Below are 21,805 nucleotides of genomic sequence, written 5' to 3'. Positions count from 1 at the left end.
TAACGTGGCCGGTTCAAGCCCAAATTGTGTTCAATACCTTTTGTTACATATGGTGGGATTCGATTGTGACTTGTTTTGTGCTCTGACGTTTTCTGTACCTGCGGTGGTGCGATCCCGACAGGGCAAGCAGTCTACAGAGACAGTAAACAATATGTTTTTATTGTGAAAACAGTCAGTCCCCTCTGGGTCTTGGCAAACGCTTCTCATATACTCAGTTACCTTCTGAAACTGGTTCTTGTATGGCGCTCTCACTGCTGCTGAAACTGGACGTTTTTACCCTGATGCTGATGGCGCTGGGTGGCTACAGTCTTGGCTTTATTACCCTCTCCATCATCTGGTCTACCCACAGGGAGATCCCCGGTATCGGTTACTGGTGGTGGTCTGCACTCTGTGCGCTGGTGGCCCAGACGCTCTTCTCGTTGCAGGCATTTTTCCCCAGCCCATCCGGCATCTGGCTGGCTAACACCCTGATCACGCTCTGCATCGCGCTGATGCCGCTGGCGCTGCAGCGCTTTTTCGGCCAGCCCCCGAACTGGCGTGCCGGTGTGCTCTTTATGCTGGTCTATCTGCTGATCCTGAGCTGGTGCATCGTGAAGGGGGGGATGGAGTCCAGGGTGATGCTGGCTTGCCTGAGCTACATGGTGCTGGGGGCGGTGATCGTCTATCTGGTCTGGCGTCACGGCTACCCCGACTATTTGCCGGCGGTGATGGTCTTTACCGTGGTCAATATCCTGCTCTACGCCTTCTACCTGATGCGGCTCTGGTTCCTGTGGCAGGACAACGTGCAGATGCTGATGGATAAGAGCGGGGTCAATGTGCTGCCCTTCCTCTCCATGCTGATGGGGAGCTATCTCTCCACCTTCGGGGTGCTGCTGCTCTGTACCCAGTACCGGGCGCTGGCGCTGCACCAGCAGGCGAGCCACGACCCTCTCACCGGCCTGCTCAACCGGCGTGGCTTTATGGATCAGCTGAAGCAGCAGAAGTTGGGTGACGGCGGCGCGCTGGCCGTGCTCGATATCGACGATTTCAAGCAGATCAATGACCAGCATGGCCACGAGGTAGGTGATCGGGTGCTGGCCGAGCTCGGCGCCTATCTGGGTAGCCAGCCCGATTTGGTGTGCAGCCGTTTCGGTGGCGAGGAGTTTGTGCTGCTCTTCTCGCAGCCCGGTGTGCTGGCGCTGCAGCGCTGCGAGGGATTGCTGGAGGCGGTCGCGAACCGTGACATGGGCGGCCTCTCCATCACGGTCAGCATGGGGCTCTCCCACTGGCACGGGGAGTGGCACTTTGATCCTCTGTTCACTCAGGCCGATCATGCGCTCTATTGCGCCAAGCGGCAGGGCAAGAACCGGGTCTGTCAGGCTGGCCGGGAGGCGTAACTCCCGCTCAGTCCGGTATCACATAGTGTCGGCAGGTTGGGGGCGCGGTGCCTGCGCCTTGAGAAAGGGAAGCAGCAGCAGGGCCGAGACGCCCGCCGCCACCGAGATCACCACGAAGAAGCCGTTCCAGTGCCAGATCTCCATCACCTTGGCCAGCGGATAGCCCGACAGCGCAGCCCCCATATAGGCGAACAGCCCGACAAAGCCGGTGGCCGCCCCCGCCGAGTTCTTGTGGGAGCACTCCGCCGCCGCCATGCCGATCAGCATCTGGGGGCCAAACACGAAAAAGCCGATGGTGAAGAAGCAGGCCGCCTGCATCACATAGCTGAAGAAGGGCATCAGCCAGAGCGATCCCACCGCCAGCAGGATCCCCACCGCAAAGATGAGGTTCATCGGGCCACGGTTGCCGTTGAACAGCTTGTCCGATCCCCAGCCCGCCACCAGAGCACCGATAAAGCCTCCCACCTCGAACATGGAAATGGCCGAGTTGGCGCTCATCAGATTGAAGCCGCGCTGCTCGGTCATATAGAGATTGCCCCAGTCATTGATGGCGGTGCGCACCACATAGACCAACACGTAACAGCAGGCGAGCAGCCAGATATAGGGGTTGCCCAGCACATATTTGCGCAGGATCTGGCGGTGGGAGAGCCCCGCATCCTGGGTCTGCTGGGCCAGCTCCATGGCATCCTTGCGCCACTCGCCCACTGTTGGCAATCCCATGGCGCTCGGGGTATCCCGCAGTCGCCAGCAGAGGAACAATCCCGCGATGATGGCGATAAGGCCGGGCACTATCATGCCGTAGCGCCAGCCATGTTGCAGGGCGATGGTGCTGACGATAAGGGGGATGAGCGCGCCGCCGACGTTGTGGGCAGTGTTCCAGGCCGACCACCAGACGCCGCGCTCGGTGCGCGAATACCAGCTGGTAAGCAGCTTGGAGCAGGGGGGCCAGCCCCAGCCCTGGAAGAAGGCGTTGGCGACCCAAAGGGCGGCAAACATCCAGAGTGCCGACGAGAGGCCGAACAGTATGTTGATAACGCCGGTGGCCATCAGTCCGACACCCATAAAGTAGCGCGGGTTGGCGCGGTCACTGATGATGCCGGAGAAGAACTTGGAGCAGCCGTAGGTGATGTAGAACAGAGTCCAGAGCATGCCGATGTCGGACTTGTCCAGCATGCCGCTCGCCAGCATGTCTGGCATGGCGAAGTTGAAGCTCTTGCGGGTGAAGTAGAAGACCGCGTAGCCCAGATACATGGTCAGCAGCAGGTGCAGCCGCCAGTGGCGATAGGTGGCATCGATCTCGGCCTGATCCCGGATAAGGGGCCGGGGCGGCGCGCTTCTCATAAAACTCAGCACAGGCAGGCCCTCTGGTGGTGATTAGCCATGACTCTCCTCCCGTCTGCGACTGGGCAGGTTGACCGTCAGCTGGGTGCCGTGGATGCAGGAGAGCTGCAAGCTGCCCCCGAGGGCCTGTACCCGCTCGCGAATACCGAGCAGGCCATAGCCCTGTTGCGGGCGGCTTTCCGGCAGACCGCGGCCATCATCTTCCAGCACCAGTTGCAACTGCTCGCCGCTGGCCCGGGCGCGAATGGTGACCGAGTGGGCGTTGGCATGTTTGACCACGTTGTTGAGCCCCTCCTGACAGACCCGAAACAGGGTGACCCGCTGGGCATCGGAGAGATCCCCATCCGCCAACTGCCACTCCAGCCGGGTGACGATGCCGTGGCGCTCCAGCTCCAGTTCTCTGAGCAGCGCCCGTACCGCCTGCTCCAGGGTCATGTCGTCGAGCTGGCGCGGGCGCAGCCGCCCGAGCAGACCGCGTACCGCGTCGTAGATCCCGAGCGATAGGGTGTCGATCAGGGCGCTGCTCTGGCCCACCCCGGCATTGTCGGGGGCGAGGCGGCGCACGATCCCGGCTTGGGTGCGAATGGCGGTAATGGTCTGGCCGATGTCGTCGTGCAGCTCGCGCGCCACCTCCTTGCGGATACTCTCCTCGGTCTCCAGCAGCCGCTCGGTGAGCTGGCGATTATGGGCGAGCTGGCGGGTCAGCGCCTGATTGAGCTCGCGCTGGCGCTGGATCCCGGCGCCGAGCAGCAGGCCGGTGAGGCTCTGGGCCAGCAATGAGAGCAGCAAGTCGAGGGGGTGATCGTGCCAGGCCTGACTGGCCAGCAGGGCGATGGTGTTCATCAGGGTGGCGAGCAGCGCCCCCTGCCAGCCGTAGCGCCACGCCATGGCGATGATGGGGATGGCCAGACAAAACGGGGTGAAGCGCACCAGCGAGTTGGGCAATCCCAGTTGCAGCCAGAGGCTCAATATGAACAGCAGCAGATACCAGACCAGATGGCGAAAGCGCCACTCCACCGGCTGATCCACCAGCGCAGGCCCGAGCGGCACCCAGGTGGCGCGGGTGAGGTAGTGCCAGATCAGCATGCAGGTGGAGGTCAGGGTCAGCCCGCCGGTCAGGCTGAGCAGCAGGGCCGAGAGGCCATCTTCCCCGGCCAGATGCCAGAGCAGGGCTTGCAGCAGCGCCGCCGCCGTGACGGTGGCGAGCAGCAGCAACAGTTGCTGCCAGTCGTTGCGCACCTGTTGGCGACGGGCAATCAGCAGCGGTAGCAGGGTCAGCAGACTGCCCGCGACCAGCCACGGCCAGTGGGGGAGCCCCACCTCCAGATTGAGCCAGTAGAGCAGCAGCCCTTCGCACAGCAACAGTGGCGGCCAGTAGTGGCCGGGACTTTGCAACAACAAGCCAAGGCGAAGGCCGAAGGGGAATAGCAGCACCGCCAGCGCCGGGCCACCCGCCAGATGCAGGCTGATGCTCCAGAGGCAAAACCAGCCGGCGGCAAAAATGAAGCAGGCCGCCAGCGCGATGGCGACATAGCTGGCAAAACGGGAGATCACCAGCTATCCAGCATGCGGTGGGCCAGCTCGACGTTGTTGCTGACCTTGAGCTTGTCCATCAGGTTGGCGCGATGGACGTGGACGGTTTTGGGGGAGAGGCCGAGCTGCTCGGCGATGGCCTTCACCTCCAGCCCCTGTGCCAGCAACTGGGCAATCTCCCGCTCCCGATTGGTGAGGGGATCCCGGCTGCTGCTGGCCAGTTTCTGGGCGATGTCCGGCGTAAGATAACACCCCCCCTGGGCGGCGGTACGCACCGCGGCGATCAGCTCGTCCGGACTGCACCGCTTGGAGAGAAACCCCTTGGCGCCGGTTTGCAGCGCCTGCTCGATGAGGGCCGGGCTGTCGTGCACCGAGAGCATCACCACTGCCAGGCCGGAGGGGAGCTGCTTGAGCAGCTCCAGCCCCGATTGGTCGGGCATCGAGATGTCGCAGACGCAGACGCGCGCCCCGCTGCCGGGCAGGCCGGCAAGGGCGTCGCTGGCGGAGCCGAATTCGGCGACCACCTGCAGGTCGGGCTCCAGATTGAGCAGTTGGGCAAAACCGGATCGGACGATCTGGTGATCGTCGATGAGGGCAATTTTTATCATGATGTCAGCCTGAAATTCGGTGCGTCATGACCATGACGCGGCCAACAAGATACCTGCCCCCCGAGTCAGGCTCAAGCAGCAGCAGGAAAAGGGGCTAAAAACCGGGGAGCAAGGTGCGCAAAGCTTGATCGGGATCAGCTGGCAAGGGCGAACAAGCGGGCTGATCAACAGGGGGATGACCAGCCCGGGGGACTCAGCGGTGCAGCTCGCCGGCGCGTTCGGGCTGATAGACCACTTCCAGAATTTCTACCTCGATGGTGCGACCGGCCGGGCCCGGCCAGGCGATGCTGTCGCCCACTTTCAGGCCGAGCAGGGCGCTACCCACCGGCGCCAGTACCGAGATGTTGCTCTCGTCGCCCTTGGCATCGCGCGGGTAGACCAGGGTGAGGCAGAACTCGTTGCCGCTGCTCTGCATCTTGAAGCGCACCTTGCTGTTCATGGTGACCACGTCCGGCGGCATGTCGGCCGGTTCGCGGATCTCGGCGCGGTCCAGCTCCTCTTGCAGGGCCAGATGCTGCGGGTGGTTGCCGAGCAGTTGTTCGATACGGTCCAGATCAAGGCTGGAGATAACCAGATGAGGTTGTTTCATAAGATATTCCTTATCAATAGCGGATAGGCCCATACCGGCTGGTGCAGGTTGGCCATCACGCAAAGTGTTACAAAAATGGATTCAACAGGTTCAATCGATTGAAAATGCCATGCCCCCAAGCGACTCGCGGCCGAAGGAGCGAGGCGGGGGCTCAGCAGGGTGTGAGCAAATGCGAGGAAATAGCGAGTATTTTCATGGGGCTACCATAACCATTCTGGCCGGCCTTGGCAACCGCGATTGAGTGACTACTCAGGAGCCTGATAGTTGTACTGACGGATGATCCGCGCCAGTGTGCCATCATGGCGCATCTCGTCGATTACGGCTTGCCAGCGACGTCCCTCGGTGAAGGGGAACTCCTTGCTGGCGGCGACATAAAATTGGGTACGCATCAGAGTCTCCCCACGTACCAGCCGGTCGGTTGGCAAATCACCAAGGCGCTGGTTGTAGAGGATGGCGTTCCAGGCGGCCACCCAGGCATCGATACGGCCCCGATGCAATTTCTGGGCATTGAGCTTCTCGGTGGCCACGGTATCACTTTCAAGCTTAAGTCGTTGTCTGAGCAGATGCTGACCGAAGGAGTAGCGCAAGGTGCCGATCTGCAGCGGTGGGAGATCTGTCACTTTGAGGGGAGAAGGATGAAAGCGGCGATCGCTGACGATGACAAAATCGTCATCGAGTATCGGTGTTACCCAGTAGTAGAGGTGTTCCCGTTGAGTGCTGCGTACCGGCGGGATCAGCAGCACATCCTTGCGGTGGATAGCCTGAGTCAGGGCTCTGGCCAGTGGCATCAGCTCGATGGTGAGCGGTTCTTTAAGGCGTCGAGCAGCTTCTTCCATTATTTCGATACCCACCCCGCTGGGTTTACCATGGGAGGACTGAATGACGTAAGGGGGCAGCTCGGCCGCCACCAGCACAATAGCCTGTGCACCGGTGTTCACCAGCAATAACAGCAGGGTAAAAAAGGGCAGGCAGAGAGCGCGCATCAAGGTCGTGAGCCAGAGTCGAATATGCAGAGTGTAACATTCCTGCCTGCGTTGTCGTTGTGCCTGCTGAGGGGTTGGGATCTCAGTCGAAGAAATCCCGCAGATCGCGCACTTCGTAATCAGCGAGTTGCTGCCAGGGGAGCTGAGCAGGCAGCTTGCGCAGGGTTACCTCCATCCGGTAGCTGCGATAGCCGTCGAGACTGGCCGATTCGACTACCAGCGGGATCTGCCACTGACTCGACCAGAGAATGCGGGTTCGTTGCTGCCCTTCGCGCTTTTCATACCAGCGGGCCTGCTCGGGGGCGGCCTCATCCAGCGGGGTCATCCCCTCGATCAGCACCGGGTTGACGAGATGGCGGATCCGCAGCCAGTCGGGCTTGAAGGCCACCTGGCCATACTCTTCCACCGGTACTTCAACCAGCTGGTTGTGCCAGCTGTCGGCATAACGCAGCTGAAGTTCACCCTCATCACTGCGACTGACCCAGCGGGCCGCCATCTGGTGGGTAAAGTGCTTGTGGCCGGGCGTGGCGTCGTGAGTGGCGTGATAGGCACGGGCAAGGGGGAGGGGAATGAGCCGCTGGCTCCATACCTGATTGCCCACGCGCAGCCACTTCTCTTGCCAGAGACTCTCTCTGGCGATGCCATCGCTGCCGGTGTTCCGGTCGTGATAGCTGATCCGGGCGGCGAGATCCGGGGGCGTGTCGTCAGCATGCAGGGGGAAGGCGAGGGGGCTGCCAAGCAGCCATAACGAAAGCAAAAGTCGCATCATCATCTGTCGCTCGAAAGAGCCGGGGCCCGGGCCGCTGAGTCGATTGCTCAGATGCACCCGGGCCCCTGCTGCTTACAGGCCGAGCGCCTCCCGCAGTTTGCCAAACACCTTGGTGTTATCCAGCGTGCCTTTGAAGCGGTTGCTGCCGGCGCCATCGGCAAACAGCATCACATCGCCGCCGCCGTGGGTTTCCGATGTCAGTTTGACGCCGGTCTCCTGCAGGTAGTCATTGGCCATCACCTGATCGCTGGTGAGGACGGGGCGCACATCGGGGCGGTTGGGGCCGTTACCGAACACCAGGGTGGTGAAGGGCTTGCCATCCACGTCGTTCTGGGTCGAGCCATCGCCATTTTTCACCAGGTCCAGCACCGGATTGCCCTTGGCGGAGTAGCCGTTAATGGTCATGGTGTGGTCATGGTCGGCGGTGACCACGATCAGGGTATTGCTGAGATCCACTTTACCCAGCGCCGTCTTGACCGCCTCATCCAGTGCCACCGCGTCGGTGAGCGAGCGCTTGGCGTTGGTGCCGTGCAGGGCATGATCGATCCGGCCGCCTTCTACCATCAGGAAGTAACCCTGACTGTTCTTGCTCAGCAGGTCGATCGCCTTGGCGGTCATTTCGGAGAGGGACGGCTGGGTATTGGCTGCCCCCTTGGCGACCCGATCCAGCTCGTAGTCGAGGTGGGATTTGCTGCTGAATAGACCGAGCACCTTGCCGCTGGTGACCTTGGCCAGTTCACTTTGAGTGGTGACATAGCTGTATCCCTGCGCCTTCATCTCGGCGGTCAGGTCGCGGTTGTCATTGCGACCGCCCTTGTTGCTGGCGCTGTAGGGGGTCCAGTGGTTGGCACCACCGCCCATCAGTACATCGACCCCATCCCCCAGCGCCTGGTTGAAACCAGTTCCTCCCGGAACAGCTTGTGCGGCGATGTCATAAGCGGCATCCCGATGGCAGATGTGGGCGTAGGTAGCCGCCGGGGTAGCGTGGGTCAGCTCGGTAGTGGTGACGGCCCCGACCGATTTGCCTGCCGCCTTGGCCAGCTCCAGGATGGTGGGCACCGGCTTGCCGTTGTCGCTGCTGCAATTGTTGACGGTTTTGTTGCCATTGACGTCTTTGCCGGGGGCGACGGCTTTGGTGTCGCTGCTCATGGCGATCACCTCGTTGTTCATCTTGACCCCGGTGGTGTAGGCCGCCATGGAGGGGGCCGAGTCGGTGGTCTGGGCATCGTTGGAGAAGGTCTTGATGCGGGCACTGCGCGGCAGTTTCATCATCTCCAGATTGCCCTCTTCTCCCACCTTGAACAGGCGGGTGGCGGTGAGCACGGTAGGCCCCATGCCATCACCGATAAAGAGAATGACGTTTTTGGCATCACCGGCCTGTGCCTGGGAGGTTGCGCCCAGCGCACTGAACAGGGCGGCGCAGACCAGCGTGTGCTTGATGGATGTGTTCATCTGTTTGCTCATGAAAGTGCTCCTTACAGCTTGGCCGCAGCCTTGATCTTGCCGAACACGGCGGTGTTATCGAGTGAGCCATGGAAGCTGTCAGCCCCCTTGCCGATGGCGCCGAGGAAGACATCGGTGCCGCCGTGGGTCTCGTTGCCGATCTCGCCTACCTTGACCACCACTTCCTGGTGGTAGTCATTGGCGGAGACGGTGGCATCGTCGAGCGGGGCGACGCTGCTGCGCGGGCCATCCACCCGGTTGTAGCCGTTGCCAAAACCGATGATGGTGTAGGGCATGCCCTCGCTATCCTTGCTTGGCTCGCCAGTCTCGTAGTTCTTCACCAGCCCGAGTACGCCGGGGTTGTCGGCGGTGGTCTTGCCGGTGCGCTTGGCATAGCCGTTGAGCACTAGCGTGTGGTCGTGGTCGGCGGTGACCACGATCAGGGTGTTTTTCAGCTCGGGGTCGCTCTTTTTCACCTCGTCGATGGCGGCTTTGATGGCGTTGTCGAAGGCGATGGTGTCCTGCAGCGCCCGCTTGGCGTTGGTGTCGTGCAGGGCGTGGTCGATGCGGCCCCCTTCCACCATCAGGAAGTAACCCTTCTCTTTGCCCTTGAGCTGTTTGATGGCGGCCAGGGTCATCTGGGCCAGTGACGGCTCGCTGGCGGGACGGTCCAGGTCATATTTCATGTGGCTGGAACCAAACAGGCCCAGCAGTGGCTTGCCCGCATCGGCCTTGTTCAGCTCATCCAGATTGCTGGCAAACTGGTAGCCCTTGGCCTGCATTTCACTGATGAGGTTGCGGCCATCTTCCCGCTTGCCCTTGTCAGCTTTGGGCAGGAAGAAGCTGCTGCCGCCACCGAGCACCACATCCAGCCCCTCCTTGAGGGCGCTGTTGTAGCCTTTGCCGCCCGGTACCAGCTGGACGGCGATATCCGCCTCCAGATCCCGGTTGCAGATATGGGCATAGGTAGCCGCCGGGGTGGCGTGGGTTACCCGGGTGCTGGTTACCACACCTGTACCGCGGCCATCGGCTTTGGCCAGCTCCAGCAGGGTTGTCACCGGCTGGCCGGCGCTCTTGCTGCAGTCGCTCTCATAGGTGGCGTCGCCGTCCATGCTGATGACGCCGTTGTTGCTCTTGACCCCGGTCATGTAGGCCGCCATGGAGGGGGCCGAGTCAGTGACCTGGGCATCGTGGGAGAAGGTCTTGATAAAGGCCGTCTCTGGCAGGGTATCGATGGTGAGATCACCCTCTTCGCCGACACCGTAGATGCGGGCCGCCGTCAGGGTGTTGAGGCCCATGCCGTCACCGAGGAAGAAGATGACGTTGGTGGGTTGGGCTGCGGGCTTGGTCGCCACCGTGTCATTGTCTGATTTGCAGCCGGCAGCCAGGGCGGCGCCGATCATCACTGCAAGTCCTGCCATTTTTCTCATTGGGGTTCGCTCCTTGTAAAACCTGAGCGCAGCCTAGAGGGGGCAGATGACACTTTTACTGACTATCGGTGACGGTTGTGTGAAAAAGTGATGAAAATGTTACACTATATCAATATGTTATCTATCAATTGAGCCAGTTGGTCCGGTCGCTTCCGGCAAGGTTGCTCCGCCTCGGCGGTTTGCTGATTTGATGAGGTGATGGTTAGAATGACCTGTCAAAAGAGGCCCGCAGCAGGTAAAATGCGCCCCCTTCGTTCGATGCCCGCGGCAGAGCGCCTGTTGTTCCATGCGCGCGCCCGCAGCCCCCACAGAGAGTAACGGATATGTCCATCAACTGGTTCCCCGGTCACATGCACAAGGCCCGCAAAGAGATTGCCGAGGTCATGCCCCAGGTCGATGTGATCATCGAGATGCTCGATGCCCGCATCCCCTTCTCCAGCGAAAACCCGCTGGTGCCCGAGCTGCGTGGTGATACCCCGGTGATCAAGGTGCTGAACAAGGCGGACCTAGCCGATCCGGCGATCACCGATCTGTGGGTGGCGCACATGGAAAAAGAGAAGGGGATCAAGGCGCTGCCGCTGACGCAACAAGAGCCGGAGAAGATCAAGCAACTGCTGACCCTCTGCCACGAGATGCTGCCGGAGCGCAATTTTGAGCTGCGCGGCGTGCGGGCCATGATCATGGGGATCCCCAACGTGGGCAAGTCCACTCTGATCAATACTCTGGCGGGGCGCATCATCGCCCGCACCGGCAACGAGGCGGGGGTGACCAAGTCCCAGCAGCGGATCAAGCTGGATAACAACGTTATCCTGACCGATACCCCGGGTTTTCTCTGGCCCAAGCTCAACCCGCCCTCCTGCGGTTATCGTCTGGCCATCACCGCGGCCATCAAGGACACGGTGTTCGACTATGCCGATATCGCCATGTTCGCCGCTGACTACTTCATCAAGGCCTATCCGGAGCGGATCAAGGCGCGCTACCAGATTGACGAGTTGCCCGAGACCGAGATCGAGCTGCTGGAGATGATCGCCCGCCAGCGGGCGTTTATGCGCAAAGGGGGGCTGGCCGACCTGCACAAGGCGTCCGAGATCCTGATCAACGAGTTCCGCTCCGGCTTGCTTGGCCGCATCTCGCTGGAGACGCCGGAGATGGTGAGCGTCGAGATTGTCGAAGCCGCCGCAGAAGCCGAGGAAAAAGCCAAAGAGAAGGCCGAGCGGGAAGAGGAGCGTCAGGCCCGCGCCCGTCGAAAGTACGCCCGCAAGCGGCAGAAATAATTATCCTCAGATGTCCCGAGCTTGCCTGACAACGAGCGAGCTTGTGTGAGCGAGATGACGGAACACGAAGAGGCGACCCCAGGGGTCGCCTCTTCTGTTTTATCTGGTGAAATGCCGCCCACTTCTCATGGCGTGTCCGCGCTATCAAGCCATGCCATCAGCCAAAACGGTGGCGCGCTGTTTCAAACAGCGACATATGAAGCGGGATCAGCTGTTGCCAGTCGCGGCGATAGCCGCCACCGGGCACAGCGGCGACAGGTAACCCATGCTTGATTGCACAGTCAAATACCATGGCATCGCGCAGGCGAACCCCTTCATCGCTCAGGGAGAGATAGCCAAGCTCGTCAGCATGATGCACATCGACGCCCGCCTGATAGAGGATGAGATCCGGCGAATAGAGCCGCAGCGCCAGCGAGAGTGCCTGTTGCAGTGTGGTGAGATAGGCATCGTCCGTCATGCCGCTTGGCAGCGGAAAGTCGAGGTGAGAGGTGGCTTTGTGATGGGGAAAGTTGTGCTCCCCATGGAGGGATAGGGTGATGATATCGCGCCGTCCGGCGCACAGGGTCGCACTGCCATCCCCCTGATGCACATCGAGATCGACGATCAGCACCTGTTCACAGCGCCCCTCGTCAAGGCAAGCCTGGGCGGCAATCCCCAAATCGTTGAACAGACAAAAACCGCTGCCGTGATCCCGATGGGCGTGGTGGTAGCCGCCGGAGATCTGCAAGCCGCATCCCTGCTCAAGAGCATGGCGGCTGGCGGCAATAGTGGCTCCGACTGAGCGCAAGGTGCGCTCCATCAGCATGGGTGACCAGGGAAAACCGATTTTGCGGATGGCGCGCTCTTCAAGCTGGCCGCTCAGGGCCGCCGCGACATAATCGGCATCGTGAATGCGACAGATTTGCTCACAGGTTGCGGCCGGTGCTTCGCCAAGGGGGTAACCCTGCACCTGCAGGCGTTCAAACAGCCCTTGATACTTGGCCAGCGGGAAGCGATGGTGCTCGGGTAGCGTCAGGGAGGAGTAGAGGGGGTGATAGAAAATGCGCAACGACATGGTGCCATTCTCCCTGGCAAGGTGGCGCTTTCTATATATGAAATCAGCAGATGAATCCATATATGTACTCCCTATATAAAGGGGAAGTGGCAGCGCATAAATCAAGACGCGTCGTGAGTGAGACCGCAGGATATGGAAAAGGGGAGCTTGGCTCCCCTTTCAGTCAATCACTCAGCCCGGCTTATTGCTGCTGGATAACCCAGATCTGGAAGGCTTTGCGGGTTTCCGCATCGGCCTTGTTGTACCAGTTTTGCAACTGGGTCAGCGCTTCCGGATTGCTTTGAGCCTTGCTGGGGGCAACCTGAACCGGTGCGCTGGCGGCAGCCATCACGGCAGCAGAAGAGACGGCCACTGCTTTGGGCTGGTTGAAGGCTTTCCCCATGTTGATCAGCTCTTGCTGATAGTCACGGGTCAGCTGGAAGCCCTCTACTTTCGGCATCACGAACTGTTCGCTACTCACTTGCTGACCACTGACCTTGTCTTTCAGCGCCACTTTCTGTTCTTTGACAAACTGCTTGGCTTCGGCTTCGTTGCGGGGCTTTTTATAGTCCAGCACCAGCTGTTGGTTGTCGGCGGCAGTGAAGTTCAGCACCAGCGGCTCGGCGGTCACCAGCTTGATTTCGTTACGGCTGGAGTAGTTGCCTTCAAAGGCGACGACCAACTGGTGTTTGCCGGCAGAGAGGGGGAAGGTGCTGGTTTTGTCGAGCAGCTTGGGGTTGATGGATTGACCATCGATCAGCTGGACTACATACGGGGTGGTCACTTCCAATTGGGCATCAGCAAGGGCGCTACCGGCCCACAACAGACCAGCCAGCGCCGGTACCAGAACAGTCAGTTTCATTTCATCTCCTTGAACAGTCAGGCGATTGCCCACTGAAAACAGGGGCTCATTTTTACAGGTTTGGCCTACTGCGGCAATGGCTCTTTCTGGTGGTCGATGTTCGCGCTGCTGTCAGTTTGTTTATCAATAGCGACCGACTTATTTATTCGATCCGCCGTGTAAACGGGGGGAGGGCATCAAGTAACCCCTTGCCATAACGCTTGGTCAGCAGACGCCGGTCAAGAATGGTGACCCGCCCCCGATCGGCCTCCTTGCGGATGAGGCGGCCACAGGCCTGGATCAGTTTGCGCGATGCCTCCGGCACTGTCAGTTGCAGGAACGGGTTCCCCCCTCGCTGCTCCACCCATTCGGCGGTAGCCTCCTCGACCGGTGAGTTGGGTACCGCAAAGGGGAGTTTGGTGATCACCAGATTGGTGAGATAGTGACCCGGCAGATCCAGCCCCTCCGAGAAGCTGCCGGTACCAAACAGGATGCTTGCCTGACCGCCATCACATTTTTGTTTGTGCAGGGTGAGCAGGGCATTGCGGGAGGCTTCCCCCTGCACCAGCAGTGACAGTCCCTTGGCTCGCAAGCCAACAGCCACCTCATTCATCTGGCGGTAGGAGGAGAAGAGCACCAGACTCGCCTCCTTGCCCGCCAAAATACGTGGCAGCACGCTGATGAGTTCGTTGGTAAAGGCCGGCGAGTTGGGTTCGTGCTCCATCTTGGGCAGATAGAGCTCGGCTTTCTGATAATCAAAGGGGGAGCGCAGGCGTAGATAGCGAGTGCCGTCGTGCTCCTTGAGCCCCACCTGATGGCGAAAATAGCTAAAAGAAGAGAGGGCGGTGAGGGTTGCGGAGACCAGCACGGCCCCCAAACATTTCGACCAGAGCCACTCCTCAAGCAGATACCCCACCTCTATCGGTGAAGCGTGCAGCCAGATATCGCCGTCATCGCTCTTGGCCATCCAGCGGGCGAGCGGGGTTTTGCCGGTCGGCACATGGCGCCCCAGCATCTCCCAGAGGGCGCAGAAACTCTCCAACCGCTGCAGATGAAAACCGCTCTCTGCCAGCAGAGGTTCGGCCTCCTTGCGGCGGATCTCGCCATCTTTCAGCGCTTCACCGATGGCCCCTTGCATCCGATCCAGCGCTCGCAGCGCCTTCTTGCTCGACTCCTTGAGATTCTCCGCCAGCATGGGCAGGGGATCAGGCAATACCCCTTCGGCGAAGCGGTAGTGAGGTTCCGTGCCAAACAGCCGATCGTTGGCGCTGAGCCACTGCTCGACCGCCTTCAGATCGGGCTGGATGGAGGCCAGTGCATCCTGCAGTTTGAGTTGGGGGTCGAGCAGGCTCTCCTTATTAAGCGTCCGCGCCAGCTTGCCTGCACTTTGTACCAGCTTCTCCAGCCAGCGGCGCGAGCCTTTGACGCTGGCCGAAGCAGCGCCGTGATCCCGGGCAATGGTGGGCAGGTGATGGGCCTCATCCAGCACATAGATGCACTCATCAGGGGGCGGCAGAATGATGCCGCCGCCCATGGTGAGATCGGAGAGCAGCAGCGCATGGTTGACGACCAGCACATCGGCGCTCTCCATGTCGTTGCGGGCGCGATGAAAGGGGCAGTGCTGGTGATGGCTCAGCGCCTTGTTGCAGGTGTGGCGGTCTGCGGCGATGCGATCCCAGCAAGTGTCGGGAATGGGCTCTGGCCAGTTGTCCCGATCCCCGTCCCATTTGCCATTGGTGTAGGCCTGCCACAGGGCCTGGTAGCGATCTTTGTCGCTGTCAGATGGTTTGGATTTGCTCAGACTGCCAAAGTCGAGCTCGAAGTTGGCCATCTCGGCGCCACTGGCTGCCTGTTCCAGTAGATGTTCGCAGCAGTAGCGCTGACGCCCCTTGACCAGCATAAAACGAAACGGCAGCTCGCTGTGGCTGTGGTAAAAAGGGAGGTCTTTGTGGATCAGCTGCTCTTGCAGGGCCACGGTGGCGGTGGAGATCACCAGCTTCTTCTGGGTGAGCCGCGCCACCGGGATGGCGCCCTGCGCATAAGAAAGAGATTTGCCGATACCGGTTCCTGCTTCGGCCACCAGGATCCGGCGTTGTTTGTCGTACTCGCCGGTCAGGGTTTTGGCTATCTCGGCCACCAGAAAGTTCTGCTCTTTGCGCGGCACAAAACCGGGTAATCCATCCGAAATCTGGCGATAGGTTTGACGAATGGTGGCTTTAAGGCGAGTAGAGAGCATGAAGAGAAGGCCGGTTAGGTGTTAATCGAAGGACAAGGATACCCGCAACCCCTTGGTGAGGTCGAGGCAACTGCCATTATCACGGCTGTTTTACGCTGATCAGACCACTTTGGTTGTTTATCAGGTAGTTAGCGTTATTTGCATGCAAAACAGACTATTTGAGTCCAAATAATCAGCAGGATTCATTGTAAACGTTTTCCTTTTGCCTTGCCGTTAGGTGAGACTTGGCTCACATTTTTGCCTCCATGACTATGGTTTCCGTAAAAAGTTCCAAGTTTTTTCATTGCGGTTCAAAAAATCCGGTGCTAGTCTCGGCGGCATAGTGATGCAAAGAACATCGCTAACACAGGGAATAACAACAACTTAGTGTTTAATTACAGTAGGCATTGGAAACTATGAAAAAGACAATTCTGGCTATTGCTATTCCGGCTCTGTTTGCATCCGCCGCTAACGCCGCAGTGATCTATGACAAAGACGGTACCAACTTTGACGTTTACGGCCGTGTACAGGCTAACTACTACGGTGAAAGTGATAACCCCAATGGGCTGACTGAAGCTCACAAAGGTGATGCAGAACTGGTTGGTACTTCTCGTCTGGGTTGGTCAGGCAAAGTTGCGCTGAACAACACGTGGTCTGCCATTGCCAAAACTGAATGGCAAGTTTCTGCCGAAAACACCGACGGTAGCACTTTCAAAGCGCGTCACATCTACGCAGGCTTCGATGGCTCCCAAAACGGTAAAGTAATTTTTGGTCAGACTGACACTGCCTTCTACGACGCTATCGCTTCAACTGATATTTTCAATGAGTGGGGCTCCAACGGTAACTACTATGATGGTCGCCAAGAAGGTCAGGTGATCTACTCCAACTCTTTCGGTGGTTTCACCGGTAAATTGTCATATCAGACCAACGATGAAACAGCCGTCGTAATCAAAGACGTAGGCGGTAAAATTAAGACTGAATCATTCAAGGACGTTAAGCGCAAAGCTGGTTATGCAGCATCTGCTGGTTACGCATTTGACTTCGGTTTGGGTCTGAATGCCGGTTATGCATACTCCGATCTGGAAACCAACAACAACGCAGCCACCTACAACAGTGGTGAGAAGTCAGAGTGGGCACTGTCTGCTAACTACGCCATCAACGGCTTCTACTTCGCTGGTATGTACACTCAGGGTACTCTGAAGAACGATACCACTGGTCACAAAGACGAAGGTCGTGGTTACGAGCTGGCTGCTTCTTACAACGTAGACGCTTGGACCTTCTTGGCTGGCTACAATTTCAAAGAAGGCAAGAAAGGCGCTCAACTTTCTGGTGCCAGCTATCAGGATCAGGTTGATGAAACCCTGTTGGGTGTTCAGTACGCCTTTACTCCGAAGCTGAAAGCTTACACCGAGTACAAGATTCAGGGTATGTCCAAAATGGACGACGAGTATACCGTTGCCCTGCAGTACAACTTCTAATAAGTTGAACAAGAGTAATATCCTGGCTTGAGTCTTTGACCAAGCTACGAATGGCCGAGATGAACTCTCGGCCATTTTTCTTTTTGGCGGTATAGCTGCTAGCACCATGGTGAATCGCCGGATTGCTGTTTCATGGTGATATTTGGCGAACCGTCTGTCTCGGCTAATCTATCCTGCTCCCTGCTCCCTGCTCCCTGCTCCCTGCTCCCTGCTCCCTGCTCCCTGCTCCCTGCTCCCTGCTCCCTGCTCCCTGCTTCCTGCTTCCTGCTTATCTCTTTGATGGGGAGGGCACTGCTCTCCTTTACGCCATACAGTCGTTGCTCGCAGCAGCTTGGTTTGACCGTGAGAATCTGGCTGCCCTTGCAAGGGGCGGTGCTATTTGCGCGGATTGTGCGGATATTGAGGGGGCATACTTGGGATGTGATGCAGCACAGGGGGAGGGGATTGTGAGGCCAATCAGCGGTAGGTACTTGATGTGTAGCCGCTCGCGACTGAGTTAGCGTTGAAATCGGTAATAAACAAAAAAAGGGAAGATGCCTGAGTATCTTCCCTTTCTGGCGATATGAGGTGGTTGCTTTTGCAGGATCAGCCGTGTTGGCGGCGGTCGTTGGCCTGGGCCAGTAGCATGCGGCTTTCACGCAGGAACTGGTCGGCATGTTCGCCGAAGAAACCGGAGACTTGCGAGAAGGCCTCGATGAAACCGTCCCTGTCTCCCCGATCCAGCAGCCCCAGCGCTTCGCCGAAGTTTTGGTAGTAGCGGCGGATCATCGCCAGATTCTGCGGTGACGACAAAATGATGTCGGCATAGAGGTGGGGATCCTGAGCGAACAGCCGCCCCACCATTGCGAGCTCCAGCCGGTAGATGGGGGAGCTCAAACTCAGCAGGCGATCCAGATTGGCCTGCTCCCGGGAGAGGTGCCAGCCATAGGCAAAGGTGGCGAAGTGACGCAGTGCCTGAATGAGGGTCATCGCCTCATCGTGGGCCTTGGCTTCCACCTGTTGCAAGCGGGCGCCCCAGATGGTCATCTGATCCAGCAGCCATTGGCTGGCGGCGGGGTCACGACCCTGGCAGCAGACGATCACCTGCTTGGCGAGGCTCGCCACATCAGGTCCGAACATGGGGTGCAGCCCCAGCACAGGCCCTTGGTGTACTGCCAGCATATGTTCGAGCGGAGCCGCTTTCACGCTGGTGACATCCACCAGCAGGCTGTGGGCGTGCAGGTTGCCGAGGCGGTCGATGATCTGGCAGGTGATATCGATGGGCACCGCCACCATCACCAGACCGGCTCCGGCGAGGATCTCGTCAGCGCGCGGCCAGTCGGCTTGTTCCAGCGTCTCGACCCGATAGCCTGAGAGGCTGAACATATGGCCGAACAAGCGGCCAAGCTGGCCCTGACCACCGATGATGACCACCTTGCCAAGATCCGGCTTTATGCATTTGAAGCCGGTATCTTTCTCGCTGGCATAAGATTCACGCATCACCCGGCGCAGCACGTCTTCGATGAGATCGCCGGGCACTCCCAACTGCTCGGCCTCGGCGCGGCGGCGGGCCAGCATGCTCGCCTCCCTGTCCGGTGCATAGATGGGCAGGCCGTGGCGGCTCTTTACCTCACCCACTTCTCCCACCAGGGCCAGACGGGCGGCCAGCAGATCGATCAGCTGCTTGTCCACCGCATCTATCTTGTCCCTGAGTACATTCAACTCTTCAGCCATATCCAGTCCCTGCTGGCGCCGCGAGCGGCGGCGCCCTGAAATTCAAGATGCAACAAGGTATCACGGCGTGAGCGGCTTGATGCCACCAGCAGTGATACCTCGATTGTTCAATAGGTTACGCCAAGATACCACGGCTTACCGTGCAGTTCTGCCCTTGAGGGGGTCAGCCAGCTGGTTGTGGCAGCGGGCCAGCAGGGTGGCGGTGGTGTCCCAGTCGATGCAGGCATCTGTGATGGAGACCCCGTAGCGCATCTGCTCCTTGGGCTGCTCGCTGGACTGGTTTCCCTCGAACAGGTTGGATTCGAGCATCACCCCGATGATGGAGCGGTTGCCCTCCTGGATCTGGTGGATGACGTTGTCGGCCACCTTGGGCTGCAAACGGTGATCCTTGCTGGAGTTGCCGTGGCTGCAATCCACCACAAGGCTCGGCAGCAGGCCCGCTTTCTCCAGCGCCTCTTCCGCCAGCGACACGTTGACCGAGTCATAGTTGGGATGTTTGCCGCCGCGCAGGATCACGTGGCCATCCGGGTTGCCCTGGGTCTGCAGCAGAGCAACCTGGCCCTGCTGGTTGATCCCCATAAAGGCGTGAGGGGAGGAGGCCGCCTGCAACGCATTAATGGCAGTCCCCAGGTTGCCGTCGGTGCCGTTCTTGAAGCCGACCGGCATGGAGAGACCTGACGCCATCTCCCTGTGGGTCTGGGATTCGGTGGTGCGGGCGCCGATGGCTGACCAGGAGAAGAGCTCGGCCAGGTATTGCGGGCTGATGGGGTCGAGCGCTTCGGTGGCCAGCGGCAACTCCAGCTCCGCCAGCCAGCAGAGCAGCTCGCGGGCACGGTTCAGCCCCAGCTCCACATCGAAGGTGCCATCCAGATTGGGGTCGTTGATAAAGCCTTTCCAGCCGACTGTGGTGCGCGGCTTCTCAAAGTAGACCCGCATGACAATGTAGAGAGAGTCCTGATAGGCATCATGCAGCGCTTTGAGTCTGGTTGCGTACTCTTTGGCGGCGTCCATGTTGTGGATGGAGCAGGGACCACAGATCACCAGCAGCCGGTGATCGCGGCGGTGAATGATATCGGCGATGGTATTGCGGGCCCCTTGCACGAATGCCAGCGCCTTGTCGGAGATGGGTAACTTCTCCTTGAGCTGGGCAGGCGTGATCATCACTTGTTCGGACTGGATATGGATGTTGTTCAGGGGGTCTCTTTGCATGATTTCATTCTCTCTACTGTATTAAGCTAAAAGCGATTGTACCGATATGTTTACGTTGGTACCTGCTTTGTTACGCAACCGCCCTCACCTTACCAAGGAAAAACAAACAATCAAGTGAAACTAGCGGGTTTACCGCTAAAAAGTCAGATAAAGGAGCTGCTATATAGCGCAAACAGGAATAATACAGAGGATTTTTCGGAGGATTGATGGTTTTTGTGTAATTTAATGTTTACGGTTTGTGGGCGTAAAGGTTGCATTGTCCAGCTGTTTACCCACAGTAAATGGTATCTCTGGGAGACTGCAACGCGATGGCAATGATGGTGTGAGGTGGCTATCTGGTCAGCCATAGAAAGAGGGAGCCATGATGGCTCCCTTTGCGGTAGGAAGGGGGATCCCGTCTGGCTGCGGATCAGCGCTTCTGTTTTCCCTGCAGCTCTTTGTTCAGGCGAGTGAGCATCCCCTGAGTGACCAGCACTATGCCCTGCTCGGAGCGGTGGAAGCGACGTGCATCTTCATCGGCGTTTTCACCGATCACCGTGCCTTCCGGCAGTTTGCACCCCTTGTCGATCACCACCCGGCGCAGTCGGCAACCGGCACCTATCTCCACTCCCGGGAAGATAACGGCCTGATCCAGGGTGCAGAAGGAGTCGACCCGCACATTGGTAAAGAGCACCGAACTCAGGATGAAAGAGCCACTGACGATGGTGCCCCCGGCAAACATGGAGTTGATGGTCATGCCGTGCTGGCCGTTTCGGTCCTGCACGAACTTGGCGGGAGGAGTCATGTTCTGACTGGTCCAGATGGGCCAGTCCTGATCGTAGATATCCAGCTCAGGCGTGACGGAAGCGAGATCCATATTGGCCTCCCAGAAGGAGTCCACGGTGCCCACATCGCGCCAGTAGGGGCGGCGATCCGCACAGCAGCCGACACAGGACATGCCAAACGGGTGAGCGAATGCGGTGCCCTCTTTCACCACGCGGGGGATCACGTCCATGCCGAAATCGTGATGGGACTGCTCGTTGGCAATGTCCTCTTCCAGCAGCTGATAGAGATACTCCGCATCGAAGATATAGACGCCCATGGAGGCCAGCGCGGTGTCGGCCTTGCCCGGCATGGCGGGCGGGTTGGCAGGCTTTTCGACGAAGGCATTGATCTTGCGATCATCATCCACCGCCATTACCCCGAAGGCGCTTGCTTCACTGCGTGGCACCTCGATGCAGGCAACGGTCACCTTGGCACCCATATTGACGTGGTCGAGCAGCATGGCGGCGTAATCCATCTTGTAGATGTGATCGCCTGCCAGCACCACCACATATTTGGGGGCGTGATCGCGGATGATATCCAGATTCTGGTAGACCGCATCGGCGGTACCCCGATACCAGTTCACCTCATCCACCCGCTGCTGGGCCGGGAGCAGATCGATAAACTCGTTCATCTGGTAGCGCAGGAAAGACCAGCCCGATTGGAGATGGCGCAACAGGCTGTGGGATTTGTACTGGGTCACGACACCTACCCGACGAATGCCGGAGTTGATGCAGTTGGAGAGCACGAAATCGATGATGCGGAATTTGCCGCCGAAATGAACGGCAGGTTTTGCACGGTTGTCGGTTAACTGTTTGAGGCGACTACCCCGCCCTCCTGCGAGTACCAAAGCCATGGTCTCGTTCAGCAACTGTCTGGATTTTGCTGTATTGGCAGGTTGTAACAACATCTCATATCCCTTTGTAGATAAATCACTACAATGTTGCCTCCTTTGAGCCCTCAAGAAAGTGCTTTCAGTCACATTTTATGGTTTCTGACGTAATAAAATGACCTTTTTGTTATTAAAAATGACGGGTTGATCCGTCATTGCTTTCAATATGGTCAGTTGTCAATTGAAGCGAGCCGAGTACCAAAAGGGGCGGCGAGAGACCGAGAGGAGGGATGGAAAAAGCCCCTGCCAATGGTTGGCAGGGGCCCGGTTCGCTGAG

At 59.0% G+C, this 21,805-nt stretch carries 17 protein-coding genes; 3 read left to right on the top strand and 14 right to left on the bottom strand.

Features of this window, described 5'->3' with window-relative positions; translation table 11 throughout:
* The first annotated feature begins 239 nt into the window (after positions 1-239).
* Positions 240-1,376 carry a GGDEF domain-containing protein gene (locus ACTG27_RS08815; RefSeq protein WP_208736558.1) on the top strand — a complete coding sequence of 379 codons (1,137 nt, stop codon included), beginning with the start codon at positions 240-242 and terminating at the stop codon, positions 1,374-1,376.
* Between the two features lie 18 nt (positions 1,377-1,394).
* Here ACTG27_RS08815 and ACTG27_RS08810 read toward each other — a convergent pair whose 3' ends face one another.
* From ACTG27_RS08810 to ACTG27_RS08775, 8 genes are all read right to left on the bottom strand, one after another.
* Positions 1,395-2,729 carry an MFS transporter gene (locus ACTG27_RS08810; RefSeq protein WP_005334075.1) on the bottom strand — a complete coding sequence of 445 codons (1,335 nt, stop codon included), beginning with the start codon at positions 2,727-2,729 and terminating at the stop codon, positions 1,395-1,397.
* A gap of 21 nt (positions 2,730-2,750) precedes the next feature.
* Positions 2,751-4,271 carry a signal transduction histidine-protein kinase/phosphatase UhpB gene (gene uhpB / locus ACTG27_RS08805; protein ID WP_406595394.1) on the bottom strand — a complete coding sequence of 507 codons (1,521 nt, stop codon included), beginning with the start codon at positions 4,269-4,271 and terminating at the stop codon, positions 2,751-2,753.
* Entirely contained in the window at positions 4,268-4,858 is a 591-nt protein-coding gene (uhpA, locus tag ACTG27_RS08800; RefSeq protein ID WP_021231026.1) for a transcriptional regulator UhpA, read from the bottom strand. Before uhpA ends, uhpB begins: the two co-directional genes overlap by 4 nt.
* Positions 4,859-5,051: 193 nt before the next feature.
* A complete protein-coding gene (rnk, locus tag ACTG27_RS08795) occupies positions 5,052-5,447 on the bottom strand; it encodes a nucleoside diphosphate kinase regulator (protein ID WP_005334070.1) in 396 nt (131 codons plus the stop codon).
* Positions 5,448-5,692: 245 nt separating this feature from the next.
* A complete protein-coding gene (locus ACTG27_RS08790; RefSeq protein ID WP_159158649.1) occupies positions 5,693-6,430 on the bottom strand; it encodes a substrate-binding periplasmic protein in 738 nt (245 codons plus the stop codon).
* Between the two features lie 82 nt (positions 6,431-6,512).
* The gene (locus ACTG27_RS08785) at positions 6,513-7,199 is read right to left on the bottom strand and encodes a hypothetical protein (RefSeq protein ID WP_362786986.1); all 687 of its coding nucleotides are present in this window, start codon (positions 7,197-7,199) and stop codon (positions 6,513-6,515) included.
* A 72-nt stretch (positions 7,200-7,271) separates the two neighbouring features.
* Positions 7,272-8,663, bottom strand: coding sequence for an alkaline phosphatase (locus ACTG27_RS08780; protein ID WP_139732383.1), 1,392 nt, complete (start codon positions 8,661-8,663; stop codon positions 7,272-7,274).
* Positions 8,664-8,674: 11 nt separating this feature from the next.
* Positions 8,675-10,072: an alkaline phosphatase gene (locus ACTG27_RS08775; RefSeq protein ID WP_439979511.1), complete on the bottom strand. Its 1,398-nt coding sequence runs from the start codon at positions 10,070-10,072 to the stop codon at positions 8,675-8,677.
* Positions 10,073-10,395: 323 nt separating this feature from the next.
* Here ACTG27_RS08775 and ylqF point away from each other — a divergent pair, with 323 nt between their 5' ends.
* Positions 10,396-11,346, top strand: a complete 951-nt coding sequence (gene ylqF / locus ACTG27_RS08770) for a ribosome biogenesis GTPase YlqF (protein WP_439979510.1) — start codon at positions 10,396-10,398, stop codon at positions 11,344-11,346.
* 157 nt (positions 11,347-11,503) lie between these two features.
* Here ylqF and ACTG27_RS08765 read toward each other — a convergent pair whose 3' ends face one another.
* The 3 genes from ACTG27_RS08765 to dinG form a co-directional block, all read right to left on the bottom strand.
* A complete protein-coding gene (locus tag ACTG27_RS08765; protein ID WP_439979509.1) occupies positions 11,504-12,400 on the bottom strand; it encodes a histone deacetylase family protein in 897 nt (298 codons plus the stop codon).
* Positions 12,401-12,581: 181 nt separating this feature from the next.
* Positions 12,582-13,241 carry a YccT family protein gene (locus ACTG27_RS08760; RefSeq protein WP_058056075.1) on the bottom strand — a complete coding sequence of 220 codons (660 nt, stop codon included), beginning with the start codon at positions 13,239-13,241 and terminating at the stop codon, positions 12,582-12,584.
* A 142-nt stretch (positions 13,242-13,383) separates the two neighbouring features.
* On the bottom strand, positions 13,384-15,456 hold the full coding sequence (gene dinG, locus ACTG27_RS08755) for an ATP-dependent DNA helicase DinG (protein ID WP_439979508.1): 2,073 nt from the start codon (positions 15,454-15,456) through the stop codon (positions 13,384-13,386).
* A gap of 395 nt (positions 15,457-15,851) precedes the next feature.
* Here dinG and ACTG27_RS08750 point away from each other — a divergent pair, with 395 nt between their 5' ends.
* The gene (locus tag ACTG27_RS08750; RefSeq protein WP_127006770.1) at positions 15,852-16,913 is read left to right on the top strand and encodes a porin; all 1,062 of its coding nucleotides are present in this window, start codon (positions 15,852-15,854) and stop codon (positions 16,911-16,913) included.
* A 585-nt stretch (positions 16,914-17,498) separates the two neighbouring features.
* On the opposite strand, the gene tyrA is transcribed toward ACTG27_RS08750, so the two are convergent.
* The 3 genes from tyrA to glgC all read right to left on the bottom strand — a co-directional run bounded on the left by tyrA (position 17,499) and on the right by glgC (position 21,546).
* Positions 17,499-18,626, bottom strand: coding sequence for a bifunctional chorismate mutase/prephenate dehydrogenase (tyrA, locus tag ACTG27_RS08745; protein ID WP_439979507.1), 1,128 nt, complete (start codon positions 18,624-18,626; stop codon positions 17,499-17,501).
* Between the two features lie 135 nt (positions 18,627-18,761).
* Positions 18,762-19,835 (bottom strand): 3-deoxy-7-phosphoheptulonate synthase, encoded by a 1,074-nt coding sequence (locus ACTG27_RS08740; protein WP_439979506.1) that lies wholly within the window; start codon positions 19,833-19,835, stop codon positions 18,762-18,764.
* 409 nt (positions 19,836-20,244) lie between these two features.
* On the bottom strand, positions 20,245-21,546 hold the full coding sequence (gene glgC, locus ACTG27_RS08735) for a glucose-1-phosphate adenylyltransferase (protein ID WP_201906311.1): 1,302 nt from the start codon (positions 21,544-21,546) through the stop codon (positions 20,245-20,247).
* Positions 21,547-21,805: the final 259 nt, after the last annotated feature.

It is taken from the genome of Aeromonas sp. 97A (assembly GCF_051919185.1).
GTDB lineage: Bacteria > Pseudomonadota > Gammaproteobacteria > Enterobacterales > Aeromonadaceae > Aeromonas > Aeromonas veronii.
Note: the sequence above shows the minus strand (reverse complement) of the source record. Positions and strands in the feature narration are given on the sequence as shown.